General features: G+C 68.3%; 12 protein-coding genes. 7 read left to right on the forward strand and 5 right to left on the reverse strand.

The genetic code is table 11. The features are described 5' to 3' along the window. Window positions 1-1,677, forward strand: a complete 1,677-nt coding sequence (gene qcrB / locus MB1_RS11875) for a cytochrome bc1 complex cytochrome b subunit (protein WP_066907095.1) — start codon at window positions 1-3, stop codon at window positions 1,675-1,677. Between the two features lie 92 nt (window positions 1,678-1,769). Here the strand turns inward: qcrB and MB1_RS11880 are convergent, their stop codons facing one another. Continuing rightward, window positions 1,770-2,369 (reverse strand): TetR/AcrR family transcriptional regulator, encoded by a 600-nt coding sequence (locus tag MB1_RS11880; protein ID WP_066907098.1) that lies wholly within the window; start codon window positions 2,367-2,369, stop codon window positions 1,770-1,772. Window positions 2,370-2,445: 76 nt separating this feature from the next. On the opposite strand from MB1_RS11880, the gene MB1_RS11885 reads away from it, so the two are divergent. Continuing rightward, the gene (locus MB1_RS11885) at window positions 2,446-3,174 is read left to right on the forward strand and encodes a hypothetical protein (RefSeq protein WP_157084027.1); all 729 of its coding nucleotides are present in this window, start codon (window positions 2,446-2,448) and stop codon (window positions 3,172-3,174) included. A gap of 84 nt (window positions 3,175-3,258) precedes the next feature. Here the strand turns inward: MB1_RS11885 and MB1_RS11890 are convergent, their stop codons facing one another. Together MB1_RS11890 and ctaC are read right to left on the reverse strand one after the other, a co-directional pair. Then, the gene (locus tag MB1_RS11890; protein ID WP_066907105.1) at window positions 3,259-3,675 is read right to left on the reverse strand and encodes a cytochrome c oxidase subunit 4; all 417 of its coding nucleotides are present in this window, start codon (window positions 3,673-3,675) and stop codon (window positions 3,259-3,261) included. Between the two features lie 28 nt (window positions 3,676-3,703). Then, window positions 3,704-4,795: an aa3-type cytochrome oxidase subunit II gene (gene ctaC, locus MB1_RS11895; protein WP_245650149.1), complete on the reverse strand. Its 1,092-nt coding sequence runs from the start codon at window positions 4,793-4,795 to the stop codon at window positions 3,704-3,706. Between the two features lie 316 nt (window positions 4,796-5,111). Between ctaC and asnB the strand changes: the two genes are divergently transcribed. After that, the gene (gene asnB, locus MB1_RS11900) at window positions 5,112-7,040 is read left to right on the forward strand and encodes an asparagine synthase (glutamine-hydrolyzing) (protein ID WP_066907108.1); all 1,929 of its coding nucleotides are present in this window, start codon (window positions 5,112-5,114) and stop codon (window positions 7,038-7,040) included. A gap of 109 nt (window positions 7,041-7,149) precedes the next feature. Here the strand turns inward: asnB and MB1_RS11905 are convergent, their stop codons facing one another. Together MB1_RS11905 and MB1_RS11910 are read right to left on the reverse strand one after the other, a co-directional pair. Continuing rightward, window positions 7,150-8,118, reverse strand: a complete 969-nt coding sequence (locus MB1_RS11905) for a carbohydrate kinase family protein (protein ID WP_066907111.1) — start codon at window positions 8,116-8,118, stop codon at window positions 7,150-7,152. A gap of 198 nt (window positions 8,119-8,316) precedes the next feature. Further along, window positions 8,317-8,679, reverse strand: coding sequence for a HesB/IscA family protein (locus MB1_RS11910; RefSeq protein WP_066907114.1), 363 nt, complete (start codon window positions 8,677-8,679; stop codon window positions 8,317-8,319). A 240-nt stretch (window positions 8,680-8,919) separates the two neighbouring features. Between MB1_RS11910 and MB1_RS11915 the strand changes: the two genes are divergently transcribed. From MB1_RS11915 to MB1_RS11930, 4 genes are read left to right on the forward strand one after another with little or no spacing between them, the layout of a single operon-like run. Continuing rightward, window positions 8,920-9,624 carry a DUF3043 domain-containing protein gene (locus MB1_RS11915; RefSeq protein WP_084351601.1) on the forward strand — a complete coding sequence of 235 codons (705 nt, stop codon included), beginning with the start codon at window positions 8,920-8,922 and terminating at the stop codon, window positions 9,622-9,624. Window position 9,625: 1 nt separating this feature from the next. After that, the gene (locus MB1_RS11920) at window positions 9,626-10,255 is read left to right on the forward strand and encodes a bifunctional adenosylcobinamide kinase/adenosylcobinamide-phosphate guanylyltransferase (RefSeq protein ID WP_369406864.1); all 630 of its coding nucleotides are present in this window, start codon (window positions 9,626-9,628) and stop codon (window positions 10,253-10,255) included. A 43-nt stretch (window positions 10,256-10,298) separates the two neighbouring features. Then, window positions 10,299-11,444, forward strand: a complete 1,146-nt coding sequence (gene cobT / locus MB1_RS11925; protein WP_066907117.1) for a nicotinate-nucleotide--dimethylbenzimidazole phosphoribosyltransferase — start codon at window positions 10,299-10,301, stop codon at window positions 11,442-11,444. Beyond that, window positions 11,441-12,244 (forward strand): adenosylcobinamide-GDP ribazoletransferase, encoded by an 804-nt coding sequence (locus MB1_RS11930; RefSeq protein ID WP_245650150.1) that lies wholly within the window; start codon window positions 11,441-11,443, stop codon window positions 12,242-12,244. The genes cobT and MB1_RS11930 overlap by 4 nt, the downstream gene beginning before the upstream one ends. The last annotated feature ends 99 nt before the right edge of the window (window positions 12,245-12,343 follow it).

Here is a 12,343-nt window from a genome sequence, read left to right on the forward strand (position 1 = left end):
ATGCCATCGATCGCCACACTGGCCGCCAAGCAGGCCGACGAGATCGATTCGCGGTATCACCTCGCTCCGGGGATGCGCCGCCAGATCAACAAGGTCTTCCCCTCGCACTGGTCGTTCATGCTCGGGGAGATCGCGCTCTACTCGTTCATCATCCTGCTGGTCACCGGCGTCTACCTGACGCTGTTCTTCGATCCGTCGATGACCGAGGTCATTTACGACGGCCCCTACGAGGCGCTGCGCGGCGTTCCGATGTCGCGTGCGCTCGAGTCGACCCTCGAGATCTCCTTCGAGGTGCGCGGCGGCCTGTTCATGCGCCAGATCCACCACTGGGCGGCCCTGCTCTTCGCCGCCTCGATCATCGTGCACATGATGCGCATCTTCTTCACCGGTGCGTTCCGTCGCCCGCGTGAGGCCAACTGGGTCATCGGCTGCCTGCTGCTGATCCTGGCGATGTTCGAGGGCCTGTTCGGCTACACCATCCCGGACGACCTGCTCTCCGGCATCGGCCCGCGCGCCCCGATCAGCTCGATCACCCTGAGCATCCCGGTCATCGGTACCTGGCTGCACTGGGCGGTCTTCGGCGGCGACTTCCCCGGCATCATGATCATCCCCAGGTTGTACGTGCTGCACGTGCTGCTGTTCCCGGCGATCATCCTGGCGCTGATCGCGGCTCACCTGGCGCTGGTCTGGTACCAGAAGCACACCCAGTTCCCCGGCCCGGGTCGCACCGAGAACAACGTCGTCGGCGTTCGGATCATGCCGGTCTTCGCCATGAAGGGTGGCGCGTTCTTCGCGATCGTCACCGGTGTCCTGGCGCTGATGGGTGGTCTATTCCAGATCAACGGCGTGTGGAACCTGGGCCCATACAACCCGGCTCAGGTGTCCGCGGGTTCACAGCCGGACTTCTATCTGCTGTGGACGGACGGTCTGGCTCGAATATGGCCGGCCTGGGAGATCCTGATCGGCAACTACATGATTCCGGCGATCTTCTGGCTCGCGGTGATCATGGGTCTCGTCTTCGGCGTGATGATCGCCTACCCGTGGATCGAGAAGAAGCTGACCGGTGACGATGCGCACCACAACCTGCTGCAGCGTCCGCGCGACGTTCCGGTGCGCACCGCGATCGGCGCGATGGCGATCACCTTCTACGTCGTGCTGACGATCTCCTGCGTCAACGACCTGATCGCCTTCAAGTTCGATATCTCGCTCAACGCGACCACGTGGGCCGGTCGTATCGGTGTGCTGATCCTGCCGCCGATCGCGTACTTCCTGGCCTACCGGTTCTGCATCGGTCTGCAGCGCAGTGACCGCGCGGTGCTCGAGCACGGTATCGAGACCGGCGTCATCACCCGCCTGCCGCACGGCGAGTACATCGAGATCCACCAGCCGCTCGGACCGGTCGACGATCACGGCCACCCGATTCCGCTGGAGTACCAGGGTGCGATGGTCCCGAAGAAGATGAACAAGCTGGGTTCGGCCGGCAAGCCCGGCCGCGGCAGCCTGACCCGCCCGGATCCCCGGGACGAGGCCGAGGCGCTCGATCACGCCGAGCACGAGGGTGAGATGAAGCAGCTGGCGATCCTCAAGGCCCGCCAGGACGCCAACTCCTCGAACGGTCACGGCGAGAGCCACGACAGCCGAGGCGAGTTGACCTCCTCGGAGCACGGCTCCGACTGATTCACCCGCACACGAGGGGCCCGTACCGATCAGGTACGGGCCCCTCGTCGTTTCGGCCCCTCCCCTCCCCCACCGGCCGGCGGGGCGCCGCGTCAATCGTGGGCGAGGGACCGGGCCTGCGCGATGGCCCGTTCCACGTAGGTCGATATATCCGCCGCGGTGATCGGCTCCCCGGTGACCAAGACCCGGAAGTAGACCGGAGCACAGACCTGTTCGAGGAGCGCTCGGATATCGGTCGTGGCCGGAACCTCTCCTCGCTCGACGGCGCGCTCGACGATGACGCCGGTCCGCCGGAACCGCTCGTTCCAGAACTGCGAGCGAGCGTGGCCCAGATCGGATTGCGGATCGACACCGGCCGAGAACGCCAGCAGGGACACAACCGCCGGCCGACCGAGCAGACCCCCGAGGTCATCGACCAGAGCCGTCAGATCGTCGCGCAGACTGCCCGTATCGAGATCGGGCAGGTCGTGATCGCTGATCGACAGCACCGCCCGGCCAACGAGATCGGCCTTCGAGGGCCACCGGCGATAAACGGTGGTCTTGTTGAGCCCCGCTCGGCGGGCCACATCCGCGAGTTCGAATCCCTCATAACCCACCTCGGCAACAAGTTCGAGAACCGCCCGATGGGCTGCGGCGACCACCCGGGCCGATCGACCTCCGGGACGCGAGTTTCCGCCCGTCCGAGTTGTCATGCTGTTCCTTCCCGTGGCACCCACCTATGTCTACGCTGATCACTAAAGCAACCAGAGTAGCTTTAAGGAGATATTCGTGGGCATCGTCGCAGAGTTCGGTGGTCGCACGCATACCCGTGCAGACATCCTGGGGTGGGAGGACCGGCGCATCGACCGCGCCGCGCACAAGCTCGGCGTGCGCCCGCCCGCAACCGGCGACATCTCCGTGCGACGCGCAGCGCTTCTGGGTCGAAAGCTCGACCTGCAACCCAACGAGATCCGCCATCGGCTTCGCCGCGATCTCGCCGTCAGTGGTTTCGCCGCCTCGATCCCTGCCCGGTTGAGCTCCCGGCGACGGCTCAGCGTGGTGGATATCCGCGCGGACGGCATCGGTGCGGCCGAGTTCGTCACCTGGTTCGACGCCGCCGCCAGGACCTCCGATCTTCCGACCATGGTCGGCGCCTCGCCCGACCACTTCGACCTGCGATTCGGCCCCGGTGGCCAACACGTCATCGAGACCACCGGCGGAAGCCCGGTCGCATCGTCCTTCCTGGTGAACTACGAGGACACGGACACGCTCATCACTGCTCCGGATCCCATCTTCCCCCACCAGCTGGCGGGCGTGGCGCGCAGCGAGTCGGGAATAGCAATCGGCGGGGTCCGACATCAGTTTCGCGATACCGAACGGGGACTTCACGGCCGATTGGTGGTCGAGTTCCCGTTCGGCACACCGTCCCGGATGACAACCGGGCACTGCCTCCACCTCGCCTGCGAATTTTCCAACTGGATCGAATTCTGCATCGGCTCCACGTCGCCGTCGGGGTAGCGATCTCCCGCACCGGGAGGGGGGAGAACCCTCAATACGCAGAAGAGCCCCGTACGCGTGGCGTACGGGGCGCTTCCGGGTGGATCAGTGCTTCTCGGGTCCCAGGTGGTACTCGAAGACCAAGCCGAAGGCTGCGGCAATCACGAGGATCGCACCGGTGACCAGGACCCACGGGACGAAGGTCGCCAGGCCGAGGGCGGTGATCGCGGCCGCGATCGCCAGCAGGAACGGCCAGTAGCTGCCCGGGCTGAAGAAGCCCAGGTCGCCGGCACCGTCGCTGATCTCGGCCTCCGGGTAGTCCTCCGGGCGGGTGTCGATGCGGCGGGCGACGAACCGGAAGTACGTGCCGACCAGCAGCGCCAGGCAGGTGGACAGGACGATCGCGGTCAGACCCGCCCATTCGATACCGGTCCGGGAGAACCCGGTGGCGATGCCATACACAACGCCGACCACCAGGAAGAACACGGTGAGGCCTTCGAAAATCCGTGCTTCGATCTTCATCGAAAGTGCTCCTCGCAGATCAGTCGGATCAGTTCTGGCCGGTGGCCGCGATCTCGTAGCGGGTCGGGAACGGGCTGGTGGAGGTCGCGATGGGCGACTCACCGATCGACGCGAGGGCTTCGGCGTTGGTCAGACCCTGTCCGCCTTCGGCCACGGGAGTACGCGCCTCGATGTACTGCTGGAACGCTTCGGGAGAGACCGCGCGGACCTCGAAGTTCATCATCGCGTGGTAGGTGCCGCACATCTCGGCGCATCGACCGACAAACGCACCTTCACGGTCGATCTCGGAGATCTGGAAGACGTTGTGCGAGTTGTTGGCGTCCGGATGCGGCATCACGTCGCGCTTGAACAGGAACTCCGGCACCCAGAAGGCGTGGATGACGTCGGCGGAGTTGAGGATGAACTCGATCCGCTTGCCGGTCGGGAGCACCAGCACCGGGATCTCATCGCTGGTGCCGACGGTCTCGATGGTGTCGAAGTTCAGGTAGGACAGGTCCTCGGAGGCGCGGTTGGCGATCGGGCCGACCTCGGCGCCGTGCTCGGACTCGCCCTCTTCGGAGACCGGCGGCGTACCGGCGGCCTCGGCGGCAGCCTCTGCCTCGGTGTCGACACCGTCGAAGGCGAAGTTGCTGTCGGAGTAGGCGACCTCGCGGTAGCCGAACTTCCAGTTCCACTGGAAGGCGGTGACGTCGACGACGACTTCCGGATCACTCTGGACGTCGTTGACCTTGTTCTGCACGACGACGGTGAAGTAGAAGAGCACGACCACCGCGATGAACGGCACCACCGTGTAGAACATCTCCAGCGGGACGTTGTACGCGGTCTGGCGCGGGAACTCGGGCGAGTCCTTCTTCTTGCGGTGGAAGGCGACGACCCAGAAGGTCAGGCCCCAGACCAGGACGCCGACCGCGAGCGCGGCCCAGACCGACCAGATCCACAGTGTGCGCATGCTCTCGGCCTCGGGAGTGATTCCCATCGGCCAGCCGAGCCGCACCCACGAGCTTTCCGCGGAGCATCCCGACAGCAGGAGAGCGGACACGAACAGCACGGCGCTGAGGCCGATCCGCCGCAATCCGTGCCGCCGAGAGCCGAGGCCGGTTCCCACCCCACGCTTCGCCACGTTCACGCCTTCCTGGTCGCACTAACCGTGCACAGCAACCTCACACCGACCGGGCCGGTGCATGTACTACGCAGCGTAGACCAAACGGGCCGGCAAATTCGCCCCGGGGCGACAGGCCGGTCGAATCGGATACGACAGGGCCCCCGCGAGGGACCGAAAGATGTGGTTCGACCTGCGATTCGTCCGGTTGGATGACCGTTGTGCCGGACACGCCGAATCGGCGTGCCCACCCGGGGCCGCATCACAGTTGCGGCGGCGGCATACTGCTTGTTCAGCCGATTTCGTTCGCCGAACAACCCGAGGGGCAGTAGCGACTGTGTGTGGACTGCTGGGAGTCCTGACCGCGACCGTCGATACGGCGGAGGTGGTGCCCGAATTCGAGACCGCGATGCAGCAGATGCGCCATCGCGGCCCCGACGAGCCCGGCACCTGGCGCGACGACAACATCGTCTTCGGGTTCAACCGGTTGTCGATCATCGACATCGAGCACTCGCACCAGCCGTTGCGCTGGGGCCCGCCGGAGAACCCGGAGCGGTACGCGCTGGTGTTCAACGGCGAGATCTACAACTATCTCGAGCTGCGCGAGGATCTGACCGCCCGCTTCGGCGCGCAGTTCCGCACCTCGGGTGACGGCGAGTCGATCGTCGCGGCGTACCACCACCTCGGCCCGGCCGACGCCCTCAAGAGCCTGCGCGGCATGTTCGCGTTCGCCATCTGGGATACCGAGAAGCGAGAACTGTTCCTCGCCCGCGACCCGTTCGGCATCAAGCCGCTGTTCCTGGCGACCGGCCCGGACGGGACCGCCTTCGGCAGCGAGAAGAAGAGCCTGCTCGATCTGGCCGACACGATCGGTATCGGCACCGAACTCGATATCCGCGCGCTCGAGCACTACACCGTCCTGCAATACGTGCCGGAGCCGGAGACGCTGCACTCCGATATCCGCCGCCTGGAATCGGGATCGTTCGCTCGCATCACCCCGGGCGCCGAACCGGTGATCGAGCGCTACTTCCATCCGACGTTTCCGGTGCGCCCCTTCGCCGCCGGCAGCGAGACCGCCCGCTACGCGGAGATCACCGCAGCGCTCGAGGATTCGGTCGCCAAGCACATGCGCGCCGATGTCACCGTCGGGTCGTTCCTGTCCGGCGGCATCGACTCGACCGCGGTCGCCGCGCTGGCGATCCGGCACAACCCGGACCTGATCACCTTCACCACCGGCTTCGAACGAGAGGGCTACTCGGAGGTCGACGTGGCCGCCGAGTCGGCCGCGGCGATCGGCGCCCGCCACATCGTCAAGGTCGTCTCCCCCCGCGAGTTCGCCGACGCGATCCCGCAGATCGTCTGGTACCTCGACGATCCGGTCGCCGATCCGGCGCTCGTCCCGCTGTGGTTCGTCGCCCGCGAGGCCCGCAAGCACGTCAAGGTGGTGCTCTCCGGTGAGGGCGCCGACGAGCTCTTCGGCGGGTACACCATCTACCGCGAACCGCTCTCCCTCGCCCCGTTCGACAAACTGCCGAAGGGTGTGCGGCGGGCGGCCGGACGGCTCAGCGAGCGCATCCCGGACGGGGTGCGCGGCAAGAGCCTGCTGCATCGCGGGTCGCTGACGCTCGAGGACCGGTACTACGGCAACGCCCGCAGCTTCTCCGACGCCCAGCTGCGTCGGGTACTGCGCGAGTTCCGCCCGGAGTGGACGCATACCGACGTCACCGCCCCGATCTACGAGCTCTCCCGCGGCTGGGATCCGGTCGCTCGGATGCAGCATCTGGACCTGTTCACCTGGTTGCGCGGCGACATCCTGGTCAAGGCCGACAAGATGACGATGGCCAACTCGCTCGAACTGCGGGTGCCGTTCCTGGACAAGGCGGTCCTCGAGGTCGCCGAGCAGCTGCCGGTGGGCCAGAAGATCACCCCGGAGACCACCAAGTACGCGCTGCGGCGGGCGCTGGAGCCGATCGTGCCGGCGCACGTTCTGCACCGCGCGAAGCTCGGCTTCCCGGTGCCGATGCGGCACTGGTTGGCCGGTACCGAGCTGTACGACTGGGCCGTGGATCAGATCGAGCAGTCGAAGACCGATCACCTGCTGGACAAGGCGGCGATCCGGGCGATGCTCACCGAGCATCGGGAGGGGCGCAGCGACCACAGCCGTCGACTGTGGACGGTTCTGGTGTTCATGGTGTGGCACGGCATCTTCGTGGAGAACCGCATCGTGCCGCAGATCGAGGAGCCGGTCTACCCGGTCCACATCTGACCGAGCGGCGGCCGATCGCCCAGCTTCGGATCACGCAGGGTCGAACCACGCGGCGTCCGATCGGGTACTGCCCGATCCGACGCGGTGGCCGCGTCCCGCGAAGGACCGGTCAGGCGCGCAGCAGGGCTGCCAGGTCCGCGGCTGCCTCGCCGCCGTAGGCATCGGCGATCCGGCCGAGGGCGGCGTCCTGGTCGAGCTGCCATTCCTGGGTGCCGGTGGTCTCCAGAACCAGCACGGCGATCAGCGAACCGAGTTGGGCGGCCCGCTCGAGCGGCAGCCCGGCGCGCAGCGCGGTGAGGAATCCACCGCGGAATCCGTCGCCGACGCCGGTCGGGTCGACGCGGGCGATCTCCGGAACGACCGGAACGGCAAACGACTCGGTCCGGGTGGTGATGCGCACCCCCTCCGACCCGAGTGTCGTGATTCGGGTATCGATCAGATCGCCGATCTTGTCCTCGTCCAAGCCGGTCTTGTTGAGGATCAGACCCCACTCGTACTCGTTGGTGAACAGGTAGCTCGCACCCTCGATCAGCCGCAGCACGTCCGGCCCGTCGAACCGGGGAAGCTGCTGGGAGGGGTCGGCGGCGAAGGGCAGACCCAGCGATCGGCAGATATCGGTATGCCGCAGCATCGCCTCGGGCGCGTCGGCGGCGATCAGGACCAGGTCGACCCCGTCCCCGGCGATGTCCTCGAGCCGGATCTCCCCGGCCTCCCCCATCGCCCCCGGGTAGAACGACGCGATCTGCGCCATGTCGACGTCGGTGGTGCACACGAAGCGGGCGGTATGCGACACCGCCGAGACCCGCACGGCCCCGCAGTCGACCCCGACCGCCTCGAGGTGGCCGCGGTAGTCCGCGAAATCCTCACCGACCGCGGCGACCAGTCGCGGCCGTTCCCCGAGACGTCCGAGCGCGAAACAGACGTTGCCGGCCACACCCCCGCGGCGGATCTCGAGGTCGTCGACCAGGAAGCTCAACGACACCTTGTCGAGCTGATCCGCCAGGAACTGCTCGGCGAATCGGCCGGGGAATCGCATCAGGTGATCGGTGGCCACCGATCCGCATACCGCTATGGTCATGCTGCTTCGACCTTCCCGAGATCGACCGCGGCCGACCCCACTCCCACCGTCCCCGCCCACGCGAACGAGCACCCGCACGACCCAACCACTCGTGACGGAACCACGCGAGACACCAGCTCGTGACACAACAATGGCGACAGCACATGCTGTCGCCATGTCGCCGTAGGTGTCTACGTTTCGCTCAGCCGGGAGGCAATCTCAGTTGAACGAGTCCCCGCACGCGCACGATCCCGTGGCGTTGGGGTTGTCGATGGTGAAACCCTGCTTCTCGATGGTGTCGACGAAGTCGATCGAGGCGCCGTCGACGTACGGGGCGCTCATCCGGTCGACCGACAGCTTGACGCCGGCGAAGTCGACGATCAGGTCGCCGTCGAGGGCACGATCATCGAAGTAGAGCTGGTAGCGCAGGCCGGCACAACCACCGGGCTGCACGGCGATCCGCAGCGACAGGTCGTCGCGCCCCTCCTGATCGAGCAGGGCCTTCGCCTTGGCGGCGGCGGCTTCGGTCAGAACCACACCGTGCGTCGCGGTGGTCTCGGCAGAGACGTTCTCCACAGTCATGGGCTCTCCTGTCCTGGCGGCACCAAACGTGCACGCGAGTGAGGTCAACTGGTGCGGCTCGACCCGCGATTACTCCAACGGTACGCCTGTGCGGCTTATTCCTCACCATGGCTCGCTGCCGACAGGTGCGCCGGGCGGCCACCTCGGCGCCATCTCGGTGTCATCGATCCGACGTCGGAGCGAGGTAACGATTGGTGCCCGCCACCGGCGGGAAGGAAGCCATCCCATAGTCTGGTAGCTGTGAAGTCGCTGCGTTTGGGTAAATCGGAACCATCGGACTCCGGCGCGCCGGACGCGACCGTCGAGGTCACGGACGCCGACGGTGTCGATTCCAGCGGTGTCGATTCCACCGACGCGACGGGCACCGATACCGTGGCGCCCACGCCCGGCAAGGGCCGTCCCACCCCGAAGCGCCGCGAGGTAGAGGCCCGCAAGCGCGGCCCGGTGGCCCCGGCGCCGATGACCTCCAAGGAAGCCCGCGCCCGCAAGCGCAGCAACAAGGGCACCAAGGAGGAGCGTCGCAAGGAGTCCGCCGAGCGTCGCGCCGAGGCCAACCGCCGCCGCGAGCGGATGCTCGCCGGCGATGAGAAGTACCTGCTCCCCCGCGACCGCGGCCCGGCCCGCCGGTACGTCCGCGACCTGGTCGACTCCCGCCGCCATCTCATGGGCATGTTCATGCCGACCGCGCTGGTGCTGATGGTCGGCACGCTCTTCGCGCCGCCGCAGGTCGCCGCCCTGGTGACCCTCGCGATGCTCGCGATGGTCGCCGTCCTGGTGATCGAGGGCATCTTCCTCGGACGTCGGGTCAACGCCGCCGTGCGCGAGCGTTTCCCCAAGGAGGAGGGCACCGGCTTCCGGCTCGGGTGGTACGCCTTCGTGCGCGCCTCCCAGCTGCGCCGTATGCGCGCCCCGAAGCCGCAGGTCTCCCCCGGCGACGCCGTCTGACGTGTCGCGCCGCCCGGTCCGTACCCGACGGTCGACCTCGATCGTTCGAAATCGTTCGCAGTCCGGAGCGGCGCGCGGCGCCACCGGTAGGGTTCTGGTGCTCGGCGGCGCCCGGTCGGGCAAGTCCGCGTACGCCGAGGAACTGGTCGGCGGCGGCAGCCCGGTCGACTACTTCGCCACCGGTACCGTGCCGGCCGCTCGCCCGACCACCATCGACGAACAGCATTGGCGCGACCGGATCGAGTGGCATCGCCGCCGGCGGCCCTCCCATTGGCAGACCCTCGAATTCGCGTCCGCGCGCGACGTGATCCCGCAGCTGCGCAGCCGTCCGCCCGGCACCGCCTGTCTCGTCGATGATCTGGGGACCTGGTTGACACGGGTGATCGACGAGACCGGTGGCTGGTCGGGCCTGCTCGACCCCTCCCGCGCGTCCGCGCGACAATTGATCACAACGGTCGCCGAGCGCCGGGATGTCGTCCTGGTGTCGCCGGAGGTCGGCCTCGGTGTGATCCCGTCGTCGCGCGCGGGCTCGATCTTCCGCGACGAGTTGGGCATCCTCAACGCCGAGATCGCCGCGATCTGCGATCGGGTGGTGCTGGTGGTCGCCGGCCAACCGATGACGGTCAAGTAGCGTTTGCCAGCGGTCACGTTCTCGAGCCGAAGGAGCCTGCCGCGTGCTCTACGATCGCCCGTTCTCGGTGGAACCGCCGGACCGTGAGGTCTACGCGGAAGCGGAGCGCTACCAGCTGCGATTGACCAAACCCGCGGGCTCGCTGGGGCGGCTCGAGGAGTTGGGCTGCTGGGTGGCGTCCTGTCAGGGAGTGTGTCCGCCGCGGCCGATCACCTCGCCGCGCATCGTGGTCTTCGCCGGTGACCACGGTGTCACCGGCCGAGGCGTCTCTGCCTACCCGTCCGAGGTGACCGCCCAGATGGTGGCCAATATGCGCGCGGGCGGTGCGGCGATCTCGATCCTCGGGGCCGCGGCGGGTGCCTCGGTGCGCGTGGTCGACATCGCGGTCGACACCGCGCCGGACGGTAGCGGCGGTGCCGGCGACGGGACCGACGGCAGCGGGGCCGACGAGGACGATCCGACCAGGTACAAGATTCGCCGGTCGAGCGGCTCGATCGACACCGAGGACGCGTTGAGCCCGGAGGAGCTGATCGCCGCGATCGACGCCGGGCGGGCGATAGCCGCCGAGGAGATCGACGCCGGCGGGGATCTGCTGGTCGCCGGCGATATGGGCATCGGCAACACCACGATCGCGGCGGTGCTGATCGCCGTGCTCACCGACAATGAACCGACCGCGGTGATCGGTCGCGGTACCGGCATCGACGACAACGCCTGGATGCGCAAGGCGGCGGTGATCCGGGACGCGATGTGGCGGGCGCGGGCGGTGCGCAGCGATCCCGGCGCCCTGCTGGCGGCGGTCGGCGGCGCCGACTACGCGGCCATGGCCGGCTTCCTCGCCGAGGCGGCCGCCCGGCGGGTCCCCGCGATCCTCGACGGGGTGGTGGTGACCGCCGCGGCGATGATGGCCGATCGCCTCGCCCCCGGTGCGCGCCGGTGGTGGGTCGCCGGGCATCGCTCGGCCGAACCTGCCCACACCTTCGCGCTCGAACGGCTCGATCTCGAACCGCTGCTCGACTACGGGATGCGGCTGGGTGAAGGTTCCGGCGCCGCGCTGGCCATCCCGATCGTGCGGGCGGCGGCCGCGGTGACCGCATCGATGGCGACCTTCCCCGAGGCGGGGGTCAGCGAGCGGGCCGCGGACGACGTCGGTGCGACGCCCGACGGCCGGGATCTGCTCGACGCGACGTGACCGACCCGGACGGCGCTTCGACGACGCCGGCGCGCCGATTCGGGGCACCGCTGGTCGGGCTGCGGCTGGCGCTGTCGTGGTTGACGGTGCTGCCGATCTCGGGACCGGCGGATATCGACCGCTCGGCCGCCGGTCGGGCGATGGTCGCGACGCCGCTGGTCGGTCTGCTGCTCGGCGCGTTGATGGCCGCGGTGGCGTTCGCCGGTTCCACTATCGGGCTCGGGATGGTCGTCGCGGGCGGTCTGGCGGTGGCCGCGCACGCGCTGGCGACCCGCGGTATGCATATCGACGGTCTGGCGGATACCGCCGACGGGTTGGGCAGTTACGGACCGCCCGAGCGGGCCCGGCGGATCATGCTCGCCGGGGACTGCGGGCCCTTCGGCGTGGCGGCGATCGCCCTGGTGATATTGATCGATGCCGCCGCGATCGCCCGGGCGGTCGAGGTCGATCTGCTTCCGGCGATCGTTGCCGCCGCGGTGATCGGCCGCCTCACGGTGGTGCTCATCTGCGCGGCCCCATTCGCCCCGGCGGCGCCGACGGGCTTCGGCGCCCTGGTCGCCGGGACGGTGTCCCGGCCGGCCGCGGCGGCCTGGGTGGTGATCGCCGCGGCCGCGGCGTCGGTGGTGATCGAGGGCCGCTGGTGGCAGGGGCCGATCGTGGTGGTGACGGTGGCGGCCGTCGTGGTCGCGGTGGCCCGGCATGCCGTTCGACGGACCGGCGGGCTCTCCGGAGACATCCTCGGCGCGGCGATCGAGATCGGCTTCGTACTGGCGATGATCGGGCTGCTGATCGGGTCCTGAACCCGGCGGCGGTGGCGGCTCGGCATGCTCCCACCCGGCACCTTCACCGCACACCGGTGGGCCGCCGACACACCCGCAGACGGCCCCGGCACCGACGGC

Source organism: Millisia brevis NBRC 105863 (genome assembly GCF_001552615.1).
In the GTDB taxonomy this organism is placed as follows: domain Bacteria; phylum Actinomycetota; class Actinomycetes; order Mycobacteriales; family Mycobacteriaceae; genus Millisia; species Millisia brevis.